Source organism: Pseudoduganella albidiflava (genome assembly GCF_004322755.1).
GTDB lineage: Bacteria > Pseudomonadota > Gammaproteobacteria > Burkholderiales > Burkholderiaceae_D > Rugamonas > Rugamonas albidiflava.
Genome location: NZ_CP036401.1, coordinates 4,504,831 through 4,530,796 on the forward strand (window position 1 = coordinate 4,504,831; position 25,966 = coordinate 4,530,796).

At 66.2% G+C, this 25,966-nt stretch carries 16 protein-coding genes and 1 tRNA gene; 5 read left to right on the forward strand and 12 right to left on the reverse strand.

Annotation, left to right across the window (positions count from 1 at the left end; translation table 11 throughout):
• Nucleotides 1-1,320 precede the first annotated feature (1,320 nt).
• A complete protein-coding gene (locus EYF70_RS18535) occupies nt 1,321-2,436 on the reverse strand; it encodes a PQQ-dependent sugar dehydrogenase (protein ID WP_131146730.1) in 1,116 nt (371 codons plus the stop codon).
• A gap of 371 nt (nt 2,437-2,807) precedes the next feature.
• Nucleotides 2,808-2,882 (reverse strand) — tRNA-Val (locus EYF70_RS18540).
• Nucleotides 2,883-3,157: 275 nt separating this feature from the next.
• On the opposite strand from EYF70_RS18540, the gene EYF70_RS18545 reads away from it, so the two are divergent.
• Nucleotides 3,158-5,089: a TOL_0244 family TonB-dependent receptor gene (locus EYF70_RS18545; RefSeq protein ID WP_165497730.1), complete on the forward strand. Its 1,932-nt coding sequence runs from the start codon at nt 3,158-3,160 to the stop codon at nt 5,087-5,089.
• A gap of 82 nt (nt 5,090-5,171) precedes the next feature.
• Here the strand turns inward: EYF70_RS18545 and EYF70_RS18550 are convergent, their stop codons facing one another.
• A complete protein-coding gene (locus tag EYF70_RS18550; protein ID WP_131146732.1) occupies nt 5,172-6,065 on the reverse strand; it encodes a LysR family transcriptional regulator in 894 nt (297 codons plus the stop codon).
• Nucleotides 6,066-6,482: 417 nt separating this feature from the next.
• Here EYF70_RS18550 and EYF70_RS18555 point away from each other — a divergent pair, with 417 nt between their 5' ends.
• Nucleotides 6,483-7,640: an MFS transporter gene (locus EYF70_RS18555; RefSeq protein ID WP_131149191.1), complete on the forward strand. Its 1,158-nt coding sequence runs from the start codon at nt 6,483-6,485 to the stop codon at nt 7,638-7,640.
• A 35-nt stretch (nt 7,641-7,675) separates the two neighbouring features.
• On the opposite strand, the gene EYF70_RS18560 is transcribed toward EYF70_RS18555, so the two are convergent.
• From EYF70_RS18560 to EYF70_RS18570, 3 genes are all read right to left on the reverse strand, one after another.
• A complete protein-coding gene (locus tag EYF70_RS18560; RefSeq protein WP_131146733.1) occupies nt 7,676-8,527 on the reverse strand; it encodes an alpha/beta hydrolase in 852 nt (283 codons plus the stop codon).
• Between the two features lie 184 nt (nt 8,528-8,711).
• The gene (locus EYF70_RS18565; RefSeq protein ID WP_131146734.1) at nt 8,712-9,287 is read right to left on the reverse strand and encodes a TetR/AcrR family transcriptional regulator; all 576 of its coding nucleotides are present in this window, start codon (nt 9,285-9,287) and stop codon (nt 8,712-8,714) included.
• 155 nt (nt 9,288-9,442) lie between these two features.
• Entirely contained in the window at nt 9,443-13,708 is a 4,266-nt protein-coding gene (locus EYF70_RS18570; protein WP_131146735.1) for a beta strand repeat-containing protein, read from the reverse strand.
• 424 nt (nt 13,709-14,132) lie between these two features.
• Between EYF70_RS18570 and EYF70_RS18575 the strand changes: the two genes are divergently transcribed.
• Nucleotides 14,133-14,918: a nuclear transport factor 2 family protein gene (locus EYF70_RS18575; RefSeq protein ID WP_165497731.1), complete on the forward strand. Its 786-nt coding sequence runs from the start codon at nt 14,133-14,135 to the stop codon at nt 14,916-14,918.
• Nucleotides 14,919-15,154: 236 nt separating this feature from the next.
• Here the strand turns inward: EYF70_RS18575 and EYF70_RS18580 are convergent, their stop codons facing one another.
• The 5 genes from EYF70_RS18580 to EYF70_RS18600 form a co-directional block, all read right to left on the reverse strand.
• The gene (locus EYF70_RS18580) at nt 15,155-15,619 is read right to left on the reverse strand and encodes a MerR family transcriptional regulator (RefSeq protein WP_131146737.1); all 465 of its coding nucleotides are present in this window, start codon (nt 15,617-15,619) and stop codon (nt 15,155-15,157) included.
• A gap of 155 nt (nt 15,620-15,774) precedes the next feature.
• A complete protein-coding gene (locus EYF70_RS18585; RefSeq protein WP_131149192.1) occupies nt 15,775-16,254 on the reverse strand; it encodes a carboxymuconolactone decarboxylase family protein in 480 nt (159 codons plus the stop codon).
• A gap of 243 nt (nt 16,255-16,497) precedes the next feature.
• On the reverse strand, nt 16,498-19,194 hold the full coding sequence (locus EYF70_RS18590) for a bifunctional diguanylate cyclase/phosphodiesterase (RefSeq protein ID WP_131146738.1): 2,697 nt from the start codon (nt 19,192-19,194) through the stop codon (nt 16,498-16,500).
• 254 nt (nt 19,195-19,448) lie between these two features.
• Entirely contained in the window at nt 19,449-20,288 is an 840-nt protein-coding gene (locus EYF70_RS18595; RefSeq protein WP_131146739.1) for a TlpA disulfide reductase family protein, read from the reverse strand.
• A complete protein-coding gene (locus EYF70_RS18600; protein WP_131146740.1) occupies nt 20,285-20,890 on the reverse strand; it encodes a CGNR zinc finger domain-containing protein in 606 nt (201 codons plus the stop codon). The genes EYF70_RS18595 and EYF70_RS18600 overlap by 4 nt, the downstream gene beginning before the upstream one ends.
• A 126-nt stretch (nt 20,891-21,016) precedes the next feature.
• Here EYF70_RS18600 and EYF70_RS18605 point away from each other — a divergent pair, with 126 nt between their 5' ends.
• Nucleotides 21,017-21,919 (forward strand): alpha/beta fold hydrolase, encoded by a 903-nt coding sequence (locus EYF70_RS18605; protein ID WP_131146741.1) that lies wholly within the window; start codon nt 21,017-21,019, stop codon nt 21,917-21,919.
• 19 nt (nt 21,920-21,938) lie between these two features.
• Here the strand turns inward: EYF70_RS18605 and EYF70_RS31935 are convergent, their stop codons facing one another.
• Nucleotides 21,939-23,657 (reverse strand): methyl-accepting chemotaxis protein, encoded by a 1,719-nt coding sequence (locus EYF70_RS31935; protein WP_131146742.1) that lies wholly within the window; start codon nt 23,655-23,657, stop codon nt 21,939-21,941.
• Between the two features lie 262 nt (nt 23,658-23,919).
• Here EYF70_RS31935 and EYF70_RS18615 point away from each other — a divergent pair, with 262 nt between their 5' ends.
• Nucleotides 23,920-25,944: an AsmA family protein gene (locus EYF70_RS18615; protein WP_131146743.1), complete on the forward strand. Its 2,025-nt coding sequence runs from the start codon at nt 23,920-23,922 to the stop codon at nt 25,942-25,944.
• Nucleotides 25,945-25,966: the final 22 nt, after the last annotated feature.

A 25,966-nucleotide genomic window follows, 5' to 3' on the forward strand; every position in this document is an offset into this window, starting at 1 on the left:
AAAATAATACCTTGATTGCTGCATCATGCTGACCAGCTAGCAACGCAATTTCTGCTGGGACGACGACCTCGCTCCAAGATAACCGTGCATGGACGGACACTATTAGATACAGCTCACAGTAGGAACCAGCTAACTCCGTTTTGATCCATGTAAGAGTGCTGCACATTGTATCAAGAGTTATGGGAAGGGAAATATACCTACTTTTATCTGTAGGTCGCATACCTCCACGACGACACTCGAAGCGAATGGCTATTCGTTCGAAAGTTTGAGAATCGATCCCATGAACTACGATGAAATAGGCAAGCTGGTCGTCTTTGTTAGCTGTTGTAATCAAGGTTCTTTAGCCCAGCATCCAGACCGGGATTTTATTCGTGTTAATTCTGATCGGTTCGACTTCTGGCCGAACTCGCCGTTTGTCACAGGAAAGCACGCAGTCGAACCGAAAAGTCACATACTATCACCATAGGTGGCGCCTGTCCGTTCCAGCGATCGCATAGCGAAACTACATGACGCCCCACCACATTTGCCGGGCTCCGGGCTCTGGTTTGAGCTGGTGCGACACCGATGTCACTGTCTCAAGCAAAGCGGTCACCTCTGCTGGCTTTTTTCCGCGCATCGTAGAAAACCCCGCAGTATTGACAATCGCCTGTTTGAAGGCGCTAAGCTCATTGGCGTCCCAACAAGCAAATGCCCAAGTTCCGGCTGGAATTACGTGTTTGATAACGTCCATGTCCCATTTATAGCAAATGCGCAAGCGCAGTCTATGAACTGGCGAAGGCGCCAAAATAGGGTCAAATGGAAGCCGGAGAAGTCTGACTAGGCCAATCTCGAGACGAGTTCCACGCCCGTGATCCGTTACGCCCTCATAGCACGCGATCCCATCTCCATCCTCAGCAAGTACATTGCAGAACCTAGTGGCGGTCCAAAACTCTGCCATAGCGTCGAACGCAGTCGGCAAATTTAGGGATGAAAGCTTGAGCGATTTGGCGCGAAGGAAAGATCGAAACTCTTTCTCGACTTGAGAAGATTCTTTTATAAGCATGGGCTAATTATAGAAAGAAGGCGAATCTGACCGGCGGTCCGCGACAGTCCGCTTCTGGCCCAAAAGCGGCCTGTCGCAATGGCTCAGTGTACGATGTCGTTGCTCTAAGGACAAGTAACCTGTCTATCAGGCGCTCCAGGCAATAACCTTTGAAACGTGAAAAAAAGGGGCCATTGGCCCCTTTACCGAGTACTGAAGTCAACGATGTGCCCGGGCGATTATCTGGCTGTAACCACGCTGGAGTCGTGGCATGCCCGCGCCACACAATTCCCCCTGCCCTACTTCTTCGGTGTCAGCATCAGCAGCCGGCCCCGCGAACCGTCTTCCAGCAACCATAGCGCGCCATCCGGCCCGGTACGCACGGCGCGGATGCGTTCGCCCATGTCCCAATGGTCCGCCTTGCTCGCGTTCTCGCCGTCGAGGGCGATGCGGTCCAGCGACTGGCCCGACAGACCGGTGATGAAGAGGGAATTTTTCCACTTCGGGAACAGGTCCGCATCGTAGTAAGCCAGGCCGCCCGGTGAAATGGCCGGGTCCCAGGACACTTTCGGGGCCTCGAAGCCGTCGCCGGGCGCGTGGTCGGGGATGTCCCGGCCGTCATAGTGGCTGCCATTCGATGCCTTCGGCCAGCCATAGTTGAGGCCTGGCTTGATCAGGTTGATCTCGTCGCCATGGCGCGGGCCCATTTCCATTTCCCACAGGCGCCCCTGCCTGTCGAAGGCGATGCCCAGCAGGTTGCGGTGGCCATACGACCAGACGGCTGCATGGAAGCCCTTGGCCGCGAGCGGATTGCCGGCGGCCGGCGTGCCGTCGAGGTTCAGGCGCAGCACCTTGCCGAGCGTCGATCTGGGGTCCTGCGCCGGATCGAAAAGCTGGCGGTCGCCGCTGGTGAAGAAGAGATGCTTGCCATCCGGCGAGAAGCCGATACGGCCCGAGTAGTGCCCGCCGGTCGACGCATCGTGGCCGCGGAAAATGGCCTTTGTATCCTTGAGCGTGCCGCCTGCCTGGTCCAGTGTCGCGGTGGCGAGCACGACCCGGCTGCCGGCACCAGGGGCCGCCTCGGAGTAGCTGAAGTAGAGTCGCTTGCTGGCCGCGAAATCGGGAGCGGGCACGATGTCCATGAGCGCACCCTGGCCCCTGCTGCTGACGGCGGGTGTGCCGGACACGGTCCGCCTGGCACCGGTTGCGGGATCGAAGAGGATCATCGTCCCTTCCTTTTGGGTCACCAGCATCTTCCCATCGGGCAGGAATGCCATGGCCCATGGGTTCTTGAAGGTGCCCACAGGCTTGACTTCGAAAGGCAGGCCGGCTGCGGATGCACTGGCCGGCGCGGCGACGAACGCGAGCAGGGTGAGCGAGAAAGTGGTGGCGAGGCCGAGCATGCTCGATTTCATGTTGTCCAGATCTCCATTGATGCCAGGTTGTAGGGGCGAAAGGTAGGCCGATGCGCACCGGGCGGGTACTTCACGACCGTGCGCCCCCTTCCCCACGTGCCGCGAGATATGCGCCGGCGCTGTTGATCCACGGGGGCGGTGGAAAGTGTAGAGCAAAACGCCCATTGCGGACGCTGCGCTGGTCGCGGCCGGCTCGCGCCGCGCCTGAGGCGAGCGGCAGCGCGCAGTGATGCCACCCAGGCAGCCGACCAGCCTTATTTTCGCGCTTCACCGCGCCAAACAAAAAAGGCCTGCAACCAAACGTTGCAAGCCTTAAGTGATCAAACTGAGTGGTCAAACTGAGTGATCAAACCGACTGATCAAAAGAATCCTGGTGGGAAGTGCAAGTTTCGAACTTGCGACCCCTGCAGTGTGAATGCAGTGCTCTACCCCTGAGCTAACCTCCCTGAAAGAGGCATGATTGTAGTGACACCCTTGCGTACCGTCAAGACCCTTTTCGCCATTGTGCCTGCGAACGGGATGGCGACACGCCATTGCCAGTGTTCCCGAAGCCCATCCACCGGCACGCGCCCACGCTCGAGTGTTGCGCACAAGCAAAAATTTGACGGGGAAAATGTGTCGGGTGCTCTATAATTTCGTGACACGCGCATCAGCCCGTGCCTTTCCACTCTGTCACCGCCCTGGCGACGGCGGCGGAAAAGACGGCAGCCGCAGGAACGATATGACCAGAAGAGCCAGCTTTTCACGCGCAGGACTCGTCGCAGTGATGGTGGGTGCGGCGCCGGCCCACGCCATGGAGTCCTTCGGCAACCGCTTCGCCGACATGTCGCTCGAACAGCTCAGCGATGTCGTCGTGACGTCGGTGTCGCGGCAGGAGGAACGGCTCAGCGACACGGCCGCTTCCATCTTCATCATCAGCGGCGGCGACATCCGGCGCAGCGGCGCGCAGTCCCTGCCCGAGGCGCTGCGCCTGGCGCCGAACCTGCAGGTGGCCCAGGTCGATGCGCGCAACTGGGCCGTCACCGCGCGCGGCTTCAATACCCCGTTCGAGAACAAGCTGCTGGTAATGATCGACGGCCGCAGCATCTACACGCCGCTGTTTTCCGGTGTGTTCTGGGATGCCCAGGACGTGGTGATGGAAGACATCGAACGCATCGAAGTCATCAGCGGGCCCGGCGCGACGATCTGGGGCGCCAACGCCGTCAACGGCGTCATCAATGTCATCACGCGCTCGTCGGCCGACACCCAGGGCGGACAGTTCGCAGCGGCCGGCGGCGGGCAGGACAAGAATGCCTCGCTGCGCTACGGCGGCACGCTGGCCGGCGGCGGCACTTACCGCGTGTACGGGAAGTACCATCAGCTGGACAATACCCTGACCGCCACCGGAATTGACACCAACACCGGCATGCACCGCACCCAGGCCGGCTTTCGCGCCGACTGGAAGCTGCGGGACAGCGAGCTGACCGTGTCCGGCGACGCCTACCAGGGCAAGCTGGGCCAGCTGGCCGCCTTGCCCGTGCAGACTTCCGGCGCCAACCTGCTGGGCCGGCTGACGCGCAAACTGTCGCCCGACGCTAATCTGCGCCTGCAGCTCATCCTGGACCACACCGAGCGGAACCAGCCGGGGGCGTTCGTCGAGCGCCTGTCCACGCTGGACCTGGAAGCCCAGCACGACGTGCGCCTCGGCGAACGCAACCTGCTGACATGGGGCGGCGGCTTCCGCCAGAGCTGGGACAGGGTAACGAACTCGCCCGGCCTGGGCTTCCTGCCCGGCGACCTGAACCTGCGCTGGTCGAACCTGTTCGTGCAAAACGAATACGCCGTCTCGCCGGCGCTGAAAGTGACCGCCGGCGCAAAGGTCGAGCACAACATCTACACGGGCGCCGAATACCTGCCCAGCCTGCGCCTGGCGTGGACACCGGGCGCGGACCAGCTGGTCTGGGGCAGCGTGGCCCGCACCGTGCGCGCGCCATCGCGCTTCGACCGCGACCTGCACTCGCCGAGCGCGCCGATGAACGCCGGCGGGCGCGCGGTCTACCTGATCGGCGGCGGCCCCGACTTCCAGTCCGAAGTGGCCAGGGTCGTCGAACTGGGCTACCGCGCACAGCCCGCCGCCACGCTGTCCTGGTCGGCCACGGCGTACTACAGCCGCTACGACAGGTTGCGCACGCTCGAGCCCCAAGCCAGCCCCACCGCGCCGGCGCTGCTGCAGTTCCAGAACCTGCGGGAAGGCACCACGCGGGGCATCGAGATGTGGGGCCAGTGGCAGGCCACGCCGGCCTGGCGGATCAACGCCGGCCTGGTGTTGCAGAACGTGCACACCTCCCTGCTGCCGGGCAGCCAGGACACCAGCGCCAGCAGCGGCCTGACGACCAACGACCCGAAGCGCCATTGGCTGCTGCGCACCTCGCACGACCTGACCGACGACAGCGCGCTGGACCTAACGCTGCGCTATGTGGGAGCGCTGCCGGATCCGGCCGTGCCATCGTATTACGAGCTCGATGGGCAGTGGACGTGGAGCCCGCGCCCGAATCTCGACGTAGCACTGGTCGGGCGCAACCTGCTGCATCGCTCCCACCCCGAGTTCGGCGACAATCCCGGGCGCAGCATGTTCAGGCGCAGCGTGCTGCTGAAGCTGACGCTGCGTTTCTAGGCGTGGCGGCCATCAATTCCCGTCATGCATCCGCTGATGGACATGGCAAGGAGGACGCTTCGGAACGCACGCGGGTCCGGCCTCAGGTCTTCAGCCGGAGCGCGTCGATCACGAGCGTGACCGCGCGGGACGAATTCCGCCGGCTCGGGTAGTAGGCATGCAGCGCGGGGAAGCGCGGGCACCAGTCTTCCATCACGCTCACCAGCCGCCCCATGCTCACGTGCGGGCCGGCCATGTCGGCGGGAACGAAGGCCAGGCCGCAGCCCGTCAAGGCCGCGTCGAGCATATGGCCGGCACTGTTGCAGACGACTTGCCCCCGCACGCGCATTTCCAGCTTTTGCCCGTCCTTCTCCAGTTCCCATGCGTAGATGCCGCCGCTGCTCGCCAGCCGCAGGGTGACGCAGTTGTGCTTCATCAGGTCCGCCGGCATGGCCGGTTTCGGGTGCCAGCCGAAATAGCCGGGCGAGCCGACGATCGCCATCGGCACCTCGCCGGTCAGCCGGACCGCGATCATGTCCTTCTCGACCTGGTCGCCGTAACGCACGCCGATGTCGAAGCGCTCGGCGGCGATGTCGACCAGCCGGTAGTCAGAACTGATCTCCACATGCAGGTCGGGGTAGCGCGGCAGGATCGGCGCGATCCGGGGCCACAGCACGCTGCTGACCACGTGATCGATCGCCGTGATGCGTACCGTGCCCGCGGGCTTGTCGCCCAGGTCGCTGACGGCCGCGATCTCGGCCTCAATCTCTTCGAGGCGGGGGCCGACGTTCTGCAGCAGCCGTTCTCCCGCCTCCGTCGGCGAGACGCTGCGTGTGGTCCTGGTCAGCAGGCGTACGCCCAGGCGCCCTTCCAGGCCGCGGATGATGTGGCTGAGTGCGGACTGCGTCATGCCGAGCCTGGCCGCGGCACGCGTAAAGCTGCGTTCCCGGGCCACGGCGAGGAAGACGATGATGTCATTGATATTGTCGCGTGCCATGCGCACTCCGGCCGGTGTGGGGAAAAACAGGTCTGGGGGCAAATTCGCCAGGCAGTGATGCGGCTTGGATAAGCCCACCCCAAGTGCAAATTCCGGGGTCAGACCCGGCGGGTCTGACCCCTGCCCTTCGCTGTTGGGGTGAATGCATATGCGCTCAATATGTCGGTAACGCTTAACTTAACGGCACTGCCGCCAGGCAGTATTTTATGACGCCGCCTAAGCAATGGAGCGCCGTATTCATGAACCTGGTTCATATGGGCAAGCAATTCCGGGGCCGTTGCGCGCCCTGCTTCACCCTTACCATTCCCCGCTGTTCGGCGTGACAACGCCCGTGAATATCGAAGGGAATCCCGCATGCATGGTCCAGCCGCCTTACTCTCCACCGATCGTCCCGCCGCCTGGGGCGGCGTCTTCGCCATGACGCTGTGCGTCTTCGCGCTGATCGCCTCGGAGTTCATGCCGGTCAGCCTGCTGACGCCGATCGCCGGGGCCCTGCATGTCAGCCAGGGCATGGCGGGACGGGGCATCGCCATCTCCGGCGCCTTTGCCGTCGTCACGAGCCTGTTCATTTCGGCGCTGGCCGGCAGCATGGACCGCAAGACGCTGCTGCTCCTGCTGACGGGCGCCATGGGCCTGTCCGGCGCCATCGTCGCGCTGGCGCCCAGCTACGCCGTCTACATGGCCGGCCGCGCACTGATCGGCGTCGCCGTCGGCGGCTTCTGGGCCATGTCGGCGGCCACTGCCATGCGCTTGGTGCCGCTCCAGCAGGTTCCGCGTGCATTGGCGATCTTCAATGGCGGCAACGCACTGGCCACGGTCGTCGCGGCGCCCCTCGGCGCCTACCTGGGTTCGGTCATCGGCTGGCGCGGCGCCTTCCTGTGCCTGGTGCCGGTATCGCTCGTCGCGCTGGCCTGGCAGTGGGTCAGCCTGCCTTCGATGCCGGCCGCGCCGCAGGCGGCAGGTGCGCGACGGCCGCTGGCGATCTTCAGGCTGTTGCGCAATCCGGTCGCCAGCCTGGGCATGCTGGCCGTCGGCCTGTTCTTCATGGGGCAATTCACGCTGTTCACCTATGTGCGGCCGTTTCTCGAAACCGTGACCCGGGTCGATACGGGCAACCTGTCGCTGATCCTGCTTGTGATCGGTCTCACGGGATTCCTCGGCACGCTGTTCGTCGGCACCGTGCTGCAACGCGGCTTCTACCCGACGCTGGCGGCAATCCCCGTGCTGATGGGGGCCGCGGCCATTGCCCTGGCCGCTTTTGGCAGCCAGGCGGGCATCGTCGTTGCACTGCTGGGCTTCTGGGGCTTGATCGCTACGGCGGCGCCAGTGGGCTGGTGGGCGTGGATACCGCGCACTTTCCCGCGGGATGCGGAAGCTGGCGGCGGCTTGATGGTGGCGGTGATCCAGTTGTCGATCGCCCTCGGATCGACCATCGGGGGCGTGCTGTTCGATGGCAGCGGCTACCGGAGCGCCTTCACGGCCAGCGCCGCCATGCTGCTGGGCGCCGCCGTGCTGGTGTGGCTGACGGCACGTAGCCAGGCGCGGCAGGCTGGCGGCAGCGGAGCGGTCGCGTGACCGGCCGATGCAGCCTTCATGGCGCCATCAGACCCTCAATGCTGCAGGTCGATAAACGCGGCGATCTCCGCCAGCGCGAACGTGCAGACGCAGTCGCTGCGCCCGCCGGGTTCTTCGAGGGGTAGAGGTGGCAGGCGCTTCACGGCCGTGGGAATGCCCGCGCCGATCAGCCGGGCGCCGTACTGTTCGGCCTCGTCGCGCAGCGGGTCGTCGTCGGCCGACAGGATCAGCGCCGGCGGCAGGTTCTTCAGGCGCGACGATTGCAATGGCGACGCGTAGGGGTGTGTGCGGTCGGCGGCATTGGGCAGGTAGGCTCGATAGCCTTCTGCGCAGGTGCGCGCCACGTCGTCGACCACGGTGGCCTTGTCTAGGCAGGCCGGCATGGTGCGCATCGAGCATGTCGACAGCCCCGGGTCGAGCATCGGCATGATCAGTACCTGCCCGGCCAGGGCCGGCCCGCCGCGGTCGCGCGCCACCAGCGACACCACGGCGGCCAGGTTGGCGCCGGCCTCGATGCCGGCCACGATGAGCCGCTTGCCGTTCCAGGCCAGCTTCGCCTTGTTCTTCTTCGCCCACAGCAACACCGCATGGGCGTCTTCCACCGCGGCCGGGAACGGGCTGGCACATGCCAGCGTGTAGCCGGCCGCCAGCGCCACCTGCCGGGGATCGGCCATGACAAGCTGGCGCAGGAACTCGTCGGCCTCGTCGATCGAGCCGCCGACGAAGCCGCCGCCGTGGAAGAACACCACCAGCGTGTCGCGCTTGCCCGCCGCCGGCCCGGCCATGTGCAGGCGGGCCGGCAGCGGGCCGGTGGCACCGGCGGCTTCCATGTCGCGGGAATCGCAGCGCACCGGCGCTTCCCCGGCGCTGGCCGATCGTTCAGTCATGTTTCAGTCCCTTCGTATCCATGCCAGCCCCGCGGCAACTCCACCGCGGCGCGTTGATACCGTACAGTTTCCTTCCCGTACAGCTTCCACTCCAGTACAGCTTCCACTCCAGTACAGCTTCCACTTCCGCACAGCTTCATTCCATATATATTGGTGACTACTCACTCATTTAAATGGCAAAGGGTCAAGAGGACGGCAGGAAAATGCGCGCGTAGGCGTTGAAGCCGCTGAGCTTGTACTCGGCGGCGCGCGCCGGTTCGCGCGTGGCGAAGTCCAGCGTGGCATCGGCGATCGCGATGATGATGGCATCGTCGAAGGCGGGATGCAGGTCCTGGAACAGTCCGCTGTTCATGCTGGTGGCTTCCACCAGGCCCAGGTCCGGGAACAGCGACAGTTCGGCCGCGCGCGTCTGCGGCGTCAGGATATCGGTCACGGCCAGCTGGTTGATGGCCCTGATCCATGACGGATGCGCCAGGCCCCAGTCGATGTAGGCGTTCCACTGCTGGCGGGCGCGCTGGACCAGCGGCTGCGCGGGATCGAGCGCTTCCGCCAGGGCCGCGCACATGTGGCCGAACAGATGCAGGTACAGCTCGTTCAGCAGTGCTTCCTTGGTGGGGAAATATCGGAACAGCGTGCCTTCGGCCACGCCGGCCATGGCCGAGATCATGGCCGTCGGCGCGCCGACGCCCCGCTGCGCCACGGCTTCGGCGGCCGCGTGCAGCAGTTGAAGGCGTTTTTCTTCGCTCTTGGGTCGGGCCACGGATCGGCTAGATGAATGAGTGTGTACTCATTATACGGGGCATGAAGCGTCGCGGCAACGGTGCGCGGCAACCGTGCGCGGCAATAATGTCCGGCATCGACCGGACGCCAGGCGAGCCGTCGTGGAACGGCTCGCCTGGCGGGGTGCCGGGTCTGTTACATCACCACGTCGCCCGCATTGAACTCCGTGATGCCGACCAGCCGGATCGCGAACTCCGCCGCGCTGTCGGCATTGGTGTTCCCGTAGAGCACACCGTCGGCGAAGCGCAGCTGCCCTGCCTGGGTGAATGCGGCAGCGCTGGCGATGAAGCCGGTGAACGCTTCGTTGCCGGTGGTCGCCGTGTTGGCGTCGAGCGTGGCCAGGTCGACCTTGTCCGCACCGCGCACGAAGTCGCCGATGACGTCCCAGGTGCTGGCCGTAATGCCCGAATCGGCCAGCGCATTGAAGTCGAACGTATCGTTGCCGCCGCCGCCCTTGAGCATGTCGGCGCCGCCCCCGCCCGTGATCACGTTGGCGGCGGCGTTGCCCGTGATCGTGTTGGCTTGCGCGCTGCCGGTGCCGTTGATTGCCGCGCTGCCGGCCAGCAGCAGGGTTTCCACGTTCGCTTCCAGCACGAAGCTGGCGCTACTCTGCACCGTGTCGCTGCCGCCGCCGGTGTACTCGATTGCCCGGTCGGCGCTGTCGCCGACGAGATACAGGTCGTCGCCGTTGCCGCCGGCGAGGTAGTCGGCATGGGCACCGCCATCGAGGGTGTCGTTGCCCTCTTCGCCGTACAGCGTGTCGACGTCCGTTCCACCGTCGAGCTTGTCGTTCCCGGCGCCGCCGTACAGCATGTCGTCGCCGCCCAGGCCCGACAGCACATCGTCCGTCGCGTAACCGTGGCGCACGTCGTTCCCGGCCGTGGCAAGCTGCACTTTCGCCTTCACGGTCGCCACGTCCCAGATCGTGCCGTCGGCGAACCTGATCTGCTCGACCTGGTAGCCACCCGTGGCGTCCGCGCTGAAGTAGCTGGCAACGCGCAGCTCTTCGCCGGTGCCGTTCAGCGCCAGCACCAGCGCCGTGCCGTCGCGCGTGAGCGCCACGTTCGTGGTGGCGATGCCGGCGCCCAACTGGATCGCGTCGATCTTGCCCGCCGTGCCGTCGTAGGAGGAGATCGTGTCCCTGCCGGCGCCCCAGCCGAACAGGTAGGTATCGTTGCCCGTGCCACCGTCGAGCGCATCGTCGCCCGCGCCACCGTCGAGCTGGTCGTTGCCGGCATAGCCGTACAGCGAGTCGCGGTCGGTGCCGCCCTGCAGCGTGTCGTTGCCGTTGCCGCCGTCGAGCCGGTCGTCGTGGGCGCCGCCCACCAGGCTGTCGTCGCCGTCCTCGCCGTACAGCGTGTCGTTGTCCGCGCCGCCATCGAGCTTGTCGTTGCCGGCGGCCCCGTACAGCGTGTCGGCGCCACCCAGGCCGGCCAGCACGTCGCCCGTCGCGTAACCATGGCGCACGTCGTTCCCGGCCGTGGCCACCTGCACCTTCGCCTTCACGGCCGCGATATTCCAGATGGTGCCGTCGGCGAACCTGATCTGCTCGACCTGGTAGCCACCCGTGGCGTCGGCGCTGAAGTAGCTGGCGACCCGCAGCTCGTCGCCGGTGCCGTTCAGCGACAGCACCAGCGACGAATTGTCGCGGGTGAGCGTCACGTTGGTCGCGAGGATGCCCGTGCCCAGCTGGATCGCATCCACCTTGCCCGCGGTGGCGTCGTAGGCGCTGATCGTATCGCGGCCCGCGCCCCAGCCGAACAGGTAGGTGTCGTTGCCGGTGCCGCCGTCGAGCGCATCGTCGCCAGCGCCGCCGTCGAGCTGGTCGTTGCCGGTGTTGCCATACAGCGTGTCGCGGTCGGTGCCGCCCTGCAGCGTGTCGTTGCCGATGCCGCCGTCCAGGCGGTCGTCGTGGGCGCCGCCGGCCAGGCTGTCGTCGCCGTCCTCGCCGTACAGCGTGTCGTTGTCCGCGCCGCCATCGAGCTTGTCGTTGCCGGCCGCGCCGTACAGCGTGTCGTTGCCGCCCAGGCCCGCCAGCACGTCGGCCACCGCATAGCCGTAGAGCACCTCCGTCCCGGCTGTCGCGACCTGTACCCTGGCCTTCACCGTCGCCACGTCCCAGCTGGTGCCATCGGCGAACTTGATCCGTTCGACCTGGTAACCGCCCGCGCCGTCGCCGTGGAAGTAATTGGTGACGCGCAGCTCGTCGGTCGTGCCATTGATCTTCAAGACCAGGCTCCAGCCGTCACGCGAGGCCGTCACGTTCGCGGCCGACACGCCGGTGCCCAGCTGGATCGTGTCGACCTTGCCCGCCGTGATGTCGTGCGAGCTGATCGTATCCCTGCCCGAGCCCACCCCGAACAGGTAGGTATCGCTGCCCGCGCCACCGTCCAGGAGGTCGTTGCCCGCCCCGCCATCGAGGCGGTCGCCGCCGGCGTAGCTGTACAGCGAGTCGTTGCCGCCGCCGCCGGTCAGGGTGTCCCCCGCCGCCGTGCCGGAGAGTGTCTTCGACGGGATGACGGCCGGCGTGGTCAGCCGTGCCTTGACCGCCGCCACATCCCAGGCAGTGCCGTCGGCGAACTGGATCGTTTCCACCGCCGACGCCGTGGTGCCTTCGCTGGTGAAGTAACCCTGGATCGTCAGCTGGTCGTCGGTGCCGTTGAGCTTGAGCACCAGGTCACTGGACGAACGCAGCAGCGTGACGCCGGCCGGGGTGACGCCGGTACCGAGCAGTACCTTGTCGGCATCCGTGCCCAGCGCATCGCTGTCGTAGTTGTAGACGGTATCCTGGCCGCTGCCCTTGCCGAACAGGTACACGTCGGCACCCGTGCCGCCGGCCAGGTAATCCTTGCCCGCGCCGCCATCGAGGCGGTCGCCACCCGCGTCACCGTACAGCTCGTCGTCCCCGGTGCCGCCGGCCAGCGTGTCGTTGCCGCCGCCACCCCAGCCACGGTCGTTGCCGGCGTCGCCGCCCAGGCTGTCGTTGCCTTCGTCGCCGTACACCGTGTCGGCACCGTTGCCGCCGGCGACCGTATCGTTGCCGCCGTTGCCCTGGACGCCGTCGTTGCCGTCCAGGCCGGACAGGCTGTCCGCCGTGCCGTAGCCGGTGATCGCATCGTGGCTGGCCGTGCCGGCCAGCACCTTGCTCTTCACCATGGCCGTGTCCCAGCTGGTGCCATCGGCGAACTCGATCGTTTCCACCGCCGACGCCGTGGAGCCGTCGGTGGTGAAATAGTTCTGGATCGTCAGCTGGTCGTTCGTGCCGTTGAGCTTCAGCACCAGGTCGCTATTCGAGCGCAGCAGCTTCACGCCGGCCGTGGTGATGCCGGTGCCGAGCAGCACCTTGTCGGCATTGGCGCCCACCGCGTCGCCGTCGTGGTTGTAGACGGTATCCTGGCCGCTGCCCTTGCCGAACACGTACACATCGGCGCCCGTGCCGCCGGCCAGGTAATCCTTGCCGGTCCCGCCATCGAGCCGGTCCGCGCCCGCTTCGCCGTACAGTTCATCGTCGCCGCTGCCGCCGGCAACGGCATCGTCGCCGGCGCCACCCTGGGCGCGGTCGTTGCCGGCATCGCCGCCAAGGGTGTCGTTGCCATCGTCGCCATACAGCGTATCGGCCCCGGTGCCGCCGGCCACGGTGTCGTCGCCGCCCTGGCCCTGGATGTTGTCGCTGCCGTCCAGGCCGGCCACGCTGTCGGCGCCGGCGAAGCCGACGATCGTGTCGGCACCGGCCGTGGCGGCCAGCACCCTGCTCTTCACGGCCGCCACGTCCCACGTGGTGCCATCGGCGAACTGGATGGTTTCGACGGCCGACGCGGTGGCGCCGTCGCCGCTGAAATAGCCCTGGACCGTCAGCTGGTCGCCGGTGCCGTTGATCTTCAGCACCAGGTCGCCGTACGAGCGCAGCAGTGTCACGCCGGTGGTGGCGATGCCGGCACCGAGCAGCACCTTGTCGGCGTTCACGCCGACGGCATCGCTGTCGTAGTTGTAGACCGTATCCACGCCACTGCCCTTGCCGAACAGGTACACGTCCGCGCCCGCGGCGCCCGCCAGGTAATCCTTGCCCGCGCCGCCATCGAGCCGGTCCGCGCCAGCTTCGCCGTACAGGTCGTCGTCGCCGGTGCCGCCCGTCATGACATCGTCGCCCGTGCCGCCGTTCAGGCGGTCATTCCCGCTGTCGCCGGCGATGCTGTCGTGGTCGGCGTCGCCATACAGCAGGTCCGCACCGGTACCGCCCAGTATCGTATCGTTGCCGATCTGGCCCCGGATGGTGTCATTGCCGCCCAGGCCGGACAGGCTGTCCGCGCCAATGCTGCCGGGAATCGAATCGTTGCCGTCCGTGCTGGCCAGCAGCGGTACCGGATTCAATGCGGCTGCGCCGGGCGTGATATTCGAGGTCATGTTTATTCATCTCCCTGATGATGTGTTCTGGATGCGGCCTGCGCCGGTACCGATCGGCGGCCGGGCCAATAAGGATTAATCGATCTCTGGTGGCGTCGCTGAATGCGCATGCCCTGTACCGATTCACGCGAATGGTTCGCGCAATCGAGGAAGGGGGGCGTATTCATTCTCCGCAGTGTTTTCCTCGCCGACCTCAGGCGAGTAGGGAGGGATTAAATCCGACGTGATGTTATATCGTCAATTGTCGAGAAGATATTAATAACGTCCATTACGTTTAGGCACATTTCATGACAATCCGAGACAATTGACGGGGTTCAGGGTGAATAAGCAGGTTGAATCAGCGGGCTGAGAATTACATCGGGGAGTTGCCAAAAAGTCCAGTCTCGCAGGTATGATGAACGACCAAAAAACAGGAGACAATTCAATGACGTATAAAACTTCCGCGCGCACCTTCATGTTTTCCCTGCTGGCCGCGGCACCCCTGTTCGCCGCCGCCCAGGCCACTCCCCAATCCCAGGTGGAAGCGGCCGAAGCGGCGTTCTGGCAAGCCTATAACGCCTGCGACCACGCGACGATCGCCAGCCGACTGGCCGGCGACGTCGAGTTCTACCATGACATGGGTGGCGCGCTGAAGGGCAAGGACAGCCTGGGCGCGGCCGTGCGCAACAACATTTGCGGCAATCCGCAGGAGAAGACGCGCCGCCAGGCCGGCGAGTCCCAGGTCTTCCTGCTCAAGCAGGGCGCCCAGGTGTACGGCGCGCTGGTCAGCGGCACCCACACTTTCCACATCAAGCGCGGCACGGCCGCGGAAGCGACGGAGGGCAAGGCACGCTATTCGCACGTGTGGCTGCAGAAGAGCCCGGGCACATGGGAACTGTCGCGCGCGGTCAGCTATGACCACCAGCCGTTCGGCGCGGCGCCGGCCACCGCGGCCGCCAAGAGCGCGCTGACCGCGGCACAGATCGAACGCTATGTCGGCGAGTTCACCGGCCAGGGCATGCCGCCACTGGCGTTCTCGCGCGCGGGCAACGACCTGACCGTGGCGTACGAAGGCAAGAACCTGGTGCTGCATCCGCTGGACAAGCCGCACACTTTCCTCGTCAAGGAAAACAATGCCGAGGTCGAGTTCATGGCGGATGCCAGCGGCCACGCCACGGCGCTCGTGGTGCGCATGAACGGCAGCCCGATCGGCGAAGCCAAGCGCAAGTAAGGGAGCGAACGCCGGCGCAGGCTCCGCAAGGCAGTAGTGCCGCTAAGTTAAGCGTTATCCGACAGATTGGAGCGCATGCATTCACCCCAACAGCGAAGGGCTGGGGTCAGGAGGGAGTGCTGGCCTGCATGCCAGCACCGTTCCGCAGGCGCGAAGCATGCTTCGCGAAACCCCTGCTTCACCCCGGCGGGTCTGACCCCGGAATTTGCACTTGGGGTGGGCTTATCCAAGCACTGTCAGGCATTCTTCGCCAGCACCCTGCCGGCATCGGCCGCGAGCCCGGCGCTGCCACTGGCACTGGCGCTGGCACTGGCGCCGCAGGCCGGCTCCACGGCCACCTCCTCCGCATTCCGGTAGAAACCGATCTTTTCCCGCAAGACCCCGGCCGCCCCGCGCATCGCGTCGATGTCCGCGAGCACCTCGGCAAGGTGCGCTTCCAGCATCGCGCGGCGCTCCGGGATGGTCGATTCACCGGCCGCGCGCAGCCTGGCGAACGCACGCATCTTGCTGACCGGCATGCGCGTGGTGCGCAGCCGCAGCAGGAATTCGATCCAGGCCAGGTCGGCCGCCGCGTAGCGCCGCTGGCCGCCGCCGGCCCGGCGCACGGGGGCGATCAGGCCGATGCGTTCGTAGTAGCGCAGCGTATGCGCGGTCAGGCCGGTGCGTTGGGCAACTTCATCGATGGAGAGGTGTGGTTCCATGCGCGCTCACGGGAAAGTGGATGGGCTGCTGCCCCGCTACTGTATGACCAGTGGAGCTCGGGCACAAGCATCGGCACAAGCATTGGCACGAGCATCGCCACCAGCATCGCCAGAAGTATCGGCCCATGCATCGGCCCAAGCGTCGGCGCGGCGCTTCAGCGGCCCGGGGCAGCGGCCGGCTGCGCCGCGTCCGTCGCAGCCTTCATCGCGGATGTCTGCACGCCCTTCTTCTCGAACACTTCCCTGGCCGCGGCGATACCGTTCAAGGCACTGGGAAAGCCCGCGTAGACGGCCATCTGCATGATGATTTCAACGATCTCATCGGGCTTGCAACCCACGTTCAGCGCGCCTTCGACATGCACCTTCAACTGCGGCTGGGCATTGCCGAGCGCGGTCAGGGCCGCCACGGTGGCCAGCTCCCGCGTGCACAGCGACACCCCGGGGCGCGAAAACACATCGCCATAGGCGAAATCGACGATCCAGTCGCCCAGTTCCGGCGACGTGCGCCGGATCGTTTCCACCACCGTGCGCCCTTCCGCGCCGGTGATCTTGGCCAGCGCCGCCTCGCCCCGCGCCCGTCGCGCATCGTTCTCCGCCGCCGTGGCCGGTGCTCCGGCCAGTGCGCTTGCCACCATCAATCCCGCCGAGATCGCTGTCGTCGTGTTCACCATGGTTGTTGCCCTTCCCTCGAAGCCGTGGTTGTCCGCGCCGCCGGGCGCGGGTGCATGGGGTCACGCACGTCCACAGGCTAAGACTTCGAGCGCGCTCGAAGTCAAGCGGCATGTCCGGTGACTTAAGCTCGGTGACTTAAGCTCGGTGACTTAAGCTCGGTGACTTAAGCTCGGTGACTTCAGGTCGGTGACTTCAGGTTGCCGGCTTCAGGTTGCCGGTACCGCGTTCGCCTGCAATTCCAGGCTGTCGGGCAGCTGTTCCGCCGGCACCGGCCGGAACAGGTAGAACCCCTGCAGTTCATCGCACTGCAGCGCTTCGAGGATGCGCGCCTGCTCGGCCGTCTCGACGCCCTCGGCCACCACGCGCATGCCCAGCGAATGGGCCATCGTGATGATGGCGCGGAAGAACACTTCGCCGTTTTCATCCACGCCCAGCCGGCTGGTGAACGACTTGTCGACTTTCAGCACGTCGAACGACATGTTGTGCAGCATGGACAGCGACGAGTAGCCGGTGCCGAAATCGTCGACCAGCAGTTTCACGCCGAGCGCGTGGATGGCTTGCAGGTTGTCGGCCGTGCGCACCGGGTCGACCACCATCGACGACTCGGTGAGCTCGATCTCGACGGACGAGGCATCGATGGCGTGCCGGGCCAGCGCACTGGCGATGCTTTCGCGGATGTCGCGTTCGTTGAACTGCCGGCTCGACACATTGATGGACACCGGCACGCCGCCGTAGACGCCATGTTCCCATTGGGCGATCTGGGTGCAGACCAGGTCGATCACCAGTTCGCCCAGGTTCAGGATCAGCCCGGTTTCCTCGGCCAGGCCGATGAATTCGTCCGGCCCCAGCAAGCCTTCGGCCGGGTGGTTCCACCGCACCAGCGCTTCCAGGCTCGTCACCTTGCCGCTCTTGCAGTCCACCCGCGCCTGGTAATGCATGACGAACTGGTTTTCCGCGATGGCGGCGCGCAATTCCTTCTCGCGCCGGGTGCGCAGGCGCATCGCCTCGTAGAACGCCGGGTTGAACAGGTGATAGCGGTTCTTGCCCGAGGTTTTCGCCTGGTACATCGCCAGGTCGGCATGCTGGTACAGGGTCTCCATGTCCTTCGCATCCACCGGGTACAGGCTGATGCCGATCGACGTGCCGACCGACGCGGTACCCTTCGACGTGGAGAACGGCGCATGGAACGCGTGCAGGATGCGTTCGGCCACCTGCTCGGCCTCCGCCTGGCTGCCGGCCAGTTCCAGCACGACGACGAATTCGTCGCCGCCGAGGCGCACCACGTGGTCCATCGGCCGCACCGATACCTTCAGGCGCCGGCCCACGTGCTGCAGCACCTCGTCGCCGGCGCCATGCCCGAAGGTGTCGTTGACGAGCTTGAAGCCATCGAGGTCGACGAACAGCACGGCCACCTTGGCGCCGGCCTTGTCGGCCCGCTCCAGCATGGCCGGCAGGTGCGCGCGGATCCAGGCCCGGTTCGGCAGGCCGGTCAGCGTGTCCTCATTGCCGCGCCGTTCCAGGTCCGCCAGGTGCGACTTTTCCAGCGTGACGTCGCGCACGGTAATGGCCAGCACGCCATCCGACCTGACCACGCCCACGCGCAACTGCTGCGCTTCCTGGCGGCTGCCTGCGTCGAGCAGGAAATCGTCGTCCGCCGAACCCAGCCGGAAAGCCTTGTCGAGCAATTGCTTGAACGGTCCCGTGGCCAGGCCGCCGCGCAGGCCGCCCAGGTGCGCGCCAGTCACCGCCTGCCTGGACGAGCCGAGGAAGCCGGCGCCACGCTCGTTGCAATCGACCACGCAGTAATCCTTGATGACGCTGCCCGTGCCATGCACCGGCTGGCAGATGAAGAACCCTTCCGTGCCGCCTTCCGTTGCCTTGCGGTAGGCGGCCTGGGACAGTTCGAGCTGGCGGCGCTCGCGGTGGAAACGGGTCGACATCATCGTGGCGATGATCACGAACACGGCCAGCACGAGGTTGGCGCCCGCGGCCACGCGCAGCGAGGCGCTGCGGCGCTCGTTCAGGGCCGCCAGCGTATCGGACTGGTCGGCGGCCGCCACCATCACGACCGGAAAGCCATCCACCCGCCGCCACGATACGAACCGGCTGACGCTATCGCCGAAATCCCTGCCCGACACATGCATCTCGCCTTGCGGGGTATCCAGCGCAAAGCGCAGCGATGGCGGAAACGGCGCGAACTGCCGGGCACCGCCACCGGCCCGGAACGCCCTGGCCATGCCGTCGAGCCCGACCGACGTGACGAAGCCGTACCTGCCAAGCACGCTGCTGTCGTACGCCGGAATCAGCGCATCGCTGTCGAGCGCGACAACGACCATGCCGGCCAGGCTGCCGCTGGCGTCGAGGATCTTGCGCGAAAAGCGGGTGAAGGGGCGGTCCTGCCCCGCCATCCTGCGGGGCGGGCCGATGTACATCGTGTCCGCCGGATTGCGATTCTGCTCGACGAAGAACGGCTGGCGCACGAGGTTGGCCAGCTCTTCCTGCGACCAGGCCGACGGACTGTTGGTGAACAGCATCTCCCCTGCGGGACTGACCACGGAAATGTTGAGGATGGCCTTGTCGGGCCCGACCACTTCATCGAGCGCTCCCTGCTCGGGCTTGCCGCCGACGGCCTGCCAGTGCGAGCCCACCAGCACCAGGACCTGGTCGATCATCGTCAGGTCGCGCGACAGCTGGGCCGCCTGGCTGGCGGCGACGCGGCTTGCCGCGTCGTAGGCACCGCGTTCGAACTGCAGGCGTTCCGCGTCGAGCACCTGGATGAGGTAGATCCAGCAGGTGCAGGCAACGACCAGCCCGAAGAAGGGCCAGGCGAAAATCGGCAGGGCCGCGGCCCGTGTCGTGCGCAGGGCGCGCGACGCGAGCGCAATGCTCTTTGACCCGTCCATCCATTCTCCCTGTGGCAGCTACTGTCCATGCACGTTTGCCGCCTGTGCCGCTTGTTCCGCCTGTGCCGGGTTTTGCCACATCTGCCACATCTGCCACATCTGCCACGTTGGCACGTGTGCCTTGCTTGCGCGCCCCGGTCCCGTCGGGGCTAAAACCTCGACCGTGGATGGGTGAAGGATACGCGCACGGCTTGCAAGCCGCAAGCGCACGGGAGCGGGCCGCGCCACCGGTCCGGCGGCGGCCATGGAAGAGCTCAGCGGATCCGTTCCAGCTTGTCGCGCAGCGTGGCCGCCGACAGCTCGCCGGCGTGGCGCAGCACCAGCCGCCCGGCACCGTCGTAGAACAGCGTGGTGGGATAGGCCGCCGAGCCGGTGGCGGTGGCCAGCCGCCCGGCCGGATCGGTGACCACGTTCTGCAAGCGCAGACCCTGGCCCGCCAGGAAACGCCGCACCGTGTCGGCCGATTCGCGCTGGTTGACGAACACGAAGGCGATGTCCGGATTGGCCGCCTGCGCGGCGTGCAGCGCCGGCATTTCGCGCCGGCATGGCGGGCACCACGTGGCCCACAGGTTCACCACCAGCGGCTTGCCGGCAAAGCGCGCCAGGGCGATCTCGGTGCCGTCGAGCTGGCGCACCGTGACGTCGGGCAGCGGCGCATGTGCCGGCGCCATGGCCTGCAGCGCCAGCGTGCCGCCGCCCCACAGCGCCAGCCCGGCCAGCACCGATGCCAGCAGCGGGCGCCGCAAGGCGTCGCTGCGCCTTGCCACCTCCGCGCCGATGACGCAGGCGGCGACCAGGCCGAGCGCCGGTTCGAAGCCGCCATCGCGGATGTCGAACGCGGTCCATGGCGCGGCGGCATAGATGTCGCGGTGCTTCAACACGAACACCAGCCGCGCGCAGACAAAGCCGGCAATGATCATTTTCCACACCAGCGGGCCGGCATCCACGCCGCGCCGGCGGTGGAACCAGCCCGCCACGCCGGTCGCCAGCAGGATGGCCAGCAATACGAGCAGCACGTGGGTGGAGAACACCAGCGGGCCCAGCGCGAGTGTGCCCAGGTCCGTGCTCGTGGTTACGCTTGTGGCTGTACTCATGCGGCGGCCCCCTGGCTGGCTTTCTTCCTGAACTGGGCTGCCTTGTGGCGGTTGCCGCACAGCGCCATGCTGCACCAGCGGCGCTTGTGCGCCTTGGTGCGGTCGTAGAACCACAGCACGCAGTCCGGGTGCTCGCATTGCCGGACCAGGGCGAAGTCGCCGTCCGCCAGCAGTTGCGCCACCGCCTCGGCCACGGGGCCCAGCAGCGCCGCGATGGTGTCGCCGCGCGGCACGCGGCCCAGTACCAGCCGGCCTTCGCGGTCCCGCGCCAGGTGCGGCGCGCTGAGATAGGCGTGCAGGTAGGCGTTCAAGGCGCCAGCATCGGCCGGCTTGCCTTCCTTGTGCCGGCCGACCAGTTCGCGCGCCAGCGCGCGCAACGCGCGTGCCTGCGCCAGCAGCGCGGCCGGATCGACCGGGGCGCCCGGCGCCGGAACGATGCCCTGCCGCGCCAGCCAGCGCAGCACGTCGTCGCCCGTGTGCCAGAACTCGACGGCTGCGCCATCGGCGCGGGCTTCGGTATTGAGCAGGTCCAGTGCCAGGTGATCGGCCAGCAGCGGCGGCCCGGCTGGATCAACGGTGCGGCCGGTGTCGGCATTCGTCATCGAGTAACCTCTTAAAATTAATTTGACAGGTTATCAGAAGCGGAGCACACTCCGTCTCACGTAACCCAATAAATTGAATTATACAGGTTATTCAACCCACCCGGCCCTGCCCGACAAGGAGAAACCATGAATGCCCCGACCGCCAATGACGAAGTCACTACCGTGCCAGGCGCCACGCAAGTCCATTACCGCACCATGGAAGTCGACGGTGTCGACCTGTTCTACCGCGAGGCCGGCGCGCCGGATGCCCCGGCCGTGCTGCTGTTGCACGGCTTCGGCGCTTCCTCGTACATGTTCCGCGCACTGATCCCGCAACTGGCCGGCCGCTACCACGTGATCGCGCCGGACCTGCCGGGCTTCGGGCAGACCAGCGTGCCGGAGGGATTTGCCTGGACATTCGACAACCTGGCCGCGGTGATCGACGCGTTCACCCGCGCCAGGGGCCTGGAGCGCTACGCCATCTACGTGTTCGACTACGGCGCCCCGGTCGGCTGGCGCCTGGCGGTGAGCAACCCGGAACGGATCACCGCGATCGTGAGCCAGAACGGCAATGGCTATGAGGAGGGACTGAGCAAGGGCTGGGCGCCCATGCGCCGGGCCTGGGCCGAGCCGACGCCGGCCAACCGCGAAGCCCTGCGCGCTTTCAACACGCTGGACCTGCTGCGCTGGCAGTACGTGGAGGGAGTGAAGGATGTGTCGCTGGTCGCGCCGGAAACCTGGCAACTGGCCCACGCGGCGATCGAGCGCATCGGCGTCGACGCGCAGATGGACTTGCTGGTCGACTATGGCAGCAACATCGCGCACTACCCGCAGCTGCACGCCTTCCTGCGGCGCTACCAGCCGCCCATGCTGGCGATCTGGGGCCGCAACGATCCGTTCTTCCTCCCGGCCGGCGCCGAAGCATTCCGGCGCGATAACGGCAAAGCCGAGGTGCGCTTCGTCGATTCGGGCCACTTCGCCATCGAGACGCATGGCGCGGAGATCGGCGCGGCCATGCTGGCGTTCCTGGACCGCAGTATCGCGCGCTGAGGTAGCGGGGCCGAACCGGTCAGTGCGCCAGCAGCAGGTCGCGCTGACCGGCTCCCCTCGGGCGCGCCGCAGGGATCTCGCGCAGCTGGAAGCTGCCGACCGCCTGCGACAGGCCGGCCGCCTGCTGGCGCAGGCTTTCGGCGGCGGCCGCGGCCTGTTCGACGAGGGCTGCGTTCTGCTGGGTGATATCGTCCATCATCGTGACGGCGCGGCTGATTTCCTGGATGCCCGTGCTCTGCTCGGCGCTGGCGCTGGTGATGCCGGCCATGATGCTTTCCAGCTGGCGCACCGCATCAACCACCTGCCCCATCGTCTTGCCCGCCTCGTCGACCATGCGCGCGCCCTGCTCCACCGTGCCCGCCGAATCGCCGATCAGTTCCTTGATCTCGCGCGCCGCCGCGGCGCTGCGCTGCGCCAGGTTGCGCACTTCGGAGGCCACCACGGCGAAACCGCGGCCCTGTTCGCCCGCGCGGGCCGCTTCCACCGCCGCATTCAGCGCCAGGATATTGGTCTGGAAGGCAATGCCGTCGATCACGCTGGTGATGTTGCCGATGCGCGTGGAGCTTTCGCGGATCGCGCCCATCGTGCCGACCACCTTCGACACCACCTCGCCACCTTGTGCGGCAATGGCCGAGGCGTTGGCGGCAAGCCGGTTCGCCTCGCCGGCGTCGTTGGCGTTGCGCTGCACCGCGTGGGTCAGCGATTCCATCGAGCTGGCGGTTTCCTGCAGCGAGCTGGCCTGCGATTCGGTACGGGCCGACAGGTCGGCATTGCCGCGCGCGATCTCGCCGGTGGCCACCGCCATTTCATCGGTGCTGGCGTGGATCTGGCCGATCATGCCGGCCAGGTTGCCGTTGATGGTGGCGATGGCGCGCATCAGGATACCCACTTCATCGTCGTGCGCGACGGGGATCTCCTCGGTCAGGTCGCCCTGCGCGATCCGCGCGGCGGTGGCCGTGGCGCTGGCCAGGTTGCGTGCGATATAGCGGTACACCAGCAGCAGGCACAGCACGGTGCCGCCCACCGACAGGGCCAGCAGCACCACCGCCATGGCGAAAGCGGTGCGCGTTTCGCTTTCCGCCTGGGCCACCGATGCCGACGTGCGGGCATCGAGCATGGCCAGGAATTCATTCAGGGGCTGCATGATGCGCGCCTTGTTCTGGTGGTAGGTGGTGTCGTGCATGATGCGGCGCGCCATCTCCATGTCCGGCTCGCCTTCGCGCGTGAAACCGCCCTTGCCATCGTCGAAGCGGCCCTTCACGGCATTCATCGCGATCACTTCGGTCTTGACCAGGCCATCGGAATTGGCCTGGGCTTGCCGCAGCTTGCCGAACTCCTGCTCGGTGAAGCCGGCCTGCTTCATCAGGTCCTGCAGCGAGACGGTCTTCCCTGACGTCGGCGGAACCGGCAGGCCGCCGGCCACGAAGTCCCAGTAGATGCGCTCGTAGTTTTCCGGCCGCGGCTTGCTGCCGTTGCGGATGTCGAGGATCTCCATGTATTGCCGCTCGTACGACGCATCGCCGGACACCACGTAGGTGCGCGCCAGGCGCGTCAGGTCGTCGGAGCTTTGCCGCAGTTCGTCGGCCAGCAGGTAGGACTGGTAGCGGGCCTGGCTGGCCGCCGTGGCCGAGGCCTGTTTGTCGGAAACGCGCAGCAGCGCCCACAGCGTCGCAGCCGCCAGCAACAGGGTCAGAAGGAAGGTTGCTATGAAGGCTTGCTTGATGGATAAGTGGCGCATGACGGGCTCGCTAGATAGGAAGTGACGCAAGGCAACAGTACCGTTACTTGCAAAAGCGTGTCCAGCAATTGGTGAGAATTCGCGTATTTTTACCCCGGTTTGTAGGCTGCATCTCACACAGTTGGCAAGCGGGCATGGCGAATATGCACACTTGGTTGTGTGTCTAACAAACAAGGCATGCGGCTGGCGGTAGGCTTGTGTTTTCTGGCGTACAAAGCGGATTTCGGCCGCCGCGGCGCCGCTCAACCAGGTGGCGACTGACATGAAAAAAAACTCCAGGGCCGTCAAGATCGGCGGCGCCATTCTCGCGGCAATCGTGGGATTGCTGATCCTGTTCGCCTTGTTCGACTGGAACATGCTCAAGCCCTACATCAACCGCAAGGTGTCCGAGACCACGGGGCGCGAATTCGCCATCCAGGGCAACCTGGACGTGAAATTCCATCGCGGCCTCGACAGCGAAACGGGCTGGCGCCGCTATGTGCCGCGGCCGTATGTGAGCGCCGAGGATATCCGCATGCGCAACCCGGCGTGGAGCACGGTGGGCAGGCAGATGGCCAGCGCAAAAAGGGTGGACATGGGCTTCCGCATCCTGCCGCTGCTGGGCAAGGAATTCGTCATCACCGACCTGCGCCTGGCCGAGCCGAACGTGGCGCTGCAGCGCCGCAAGGATGGCAGCAATTCCTGGACGCTGAAGGATAACGGCCCGTCCGAGTGGGAAGTCGACATCCAGCGCCTGGCCTTCGCCAGCGGCACGCTGCGCTACCTGGATGAAGCGATCGGCCTCGACCTGAACGCGCAAGCGAAATCCATCAACGGGAATACCACGCCCGCCGCGCCTGGGGCCCAGCCGTATGGCCTGGCCTTCACGCTGGGCGGCCGCTACAACAAGGCGCCGGTGACGGGCGGCGGCAAGGCCGGCGCGGTGCTGACGCTGACGGGTTCGGACATCACCTTCCCGGTCGAGGCGAACGCCGATCTCGGCGGCAACCGGATTTCCGTGAAAGGCACGCTGAGCGATCCGAAATCGCTGTCCGGCCTGGACCTGCAACTGAAACTGGCCGGCCCCAGCATGGCCGACCTGTATCCGCTGACTGGCGTGCTGCTGCCGTCGACGCCGCCCTATGAAACCCACGGCCGGCTGCTGGGCGAGAAGAACGACGCCAATGCGTGGACCTTCACGTACCAGAAGTTTTCCGGCAAGGTGGGCGCCAGCGATATCGCCGGCACGCTGGCCTACTCGCAGCGCAAGCCGCGCCCGCTGCTGCGCGGCGAGCTGACGTCGCAACAACTGCGGCTGGCGGACCTGGGCCCTTCCGTGGGCGCAGACACGGGCGCCGGCACGAAACAGGCCGGCAAGGTGAAGGCGCCGCCGGCCGGCAAGGCCCTGCCCGTCAATGAGTTCAATACCGCGAAGTGGGGCGCGCTCGATGCGGACGTGAAATTCACCGGCAAGCGCATCGTGCGCACCAACGACATCCCGCTGGAAAACCTGGTCGCCGACCTGCACATGAAGGACAAGGTCCTGAAGCTCACGCCGCTCAGTTTCGGCATGGCGGGCGGCAAGGTCACGTCCAACATCTCGCTCGACGGGCGCGACAAGGCCATCGATGCGCAGGCCCGCGTGGCGGCGCGGCACCTGAAGATCAACCGGCTGTTCCCGAAACTGGAATCCATGCGCGGCAGCTTCGGCGAGATCAACGGCGACGCGGCGCTGGCCGGCAGGGGCAACACGGTCGCTTCGATGCTGGCGACCTCGAACGGCGAACTGAACGCCGTGGTGACGGAAGGCTCGGTCAGCCAGTTCATCCTGGAGCTGGCCGGCCTGAACGTGGCCAACGCGGTGTTCGTGAAGGTGTTCGGCGACAAGCAGATCAACATGAATTGCCTGGCCGCCGAGGCGGCGGTGCGCAATGGCCGCGCCAACGTGCAGCGCTTCGTGCTCGACACGGATGAAGCGGTGGTCGACGTGAGCGGCTACGTGGACCTGGCCCAGGAACAGCTGAACCTCGACGTGCGCCCGAAAACCAAGGGCACCCGCATCTTCTCGCTGCGCACGCCGCTGTATGCGAAAGGCACGTTCGCCAACCCGGACGTGGGGCCGTACAAGGGCCCGCTGGCGCTGAAGGCCGGCGCGGCCATCGCGCTGGGCGCCGTATCGCCGCTGGCGGCCGTGCTGCCGCTGGTGAACGTGTCGAAGGTGCCGGACACGAACTGCAAGGCGGCGATCGCCGAGGCGGAGAAAGCCCCGCAGGTGCGCGAGCTGCCGAAATCGGTTGGGAAGAAGTGAGGCCGGGCGAAACGATCCGCGC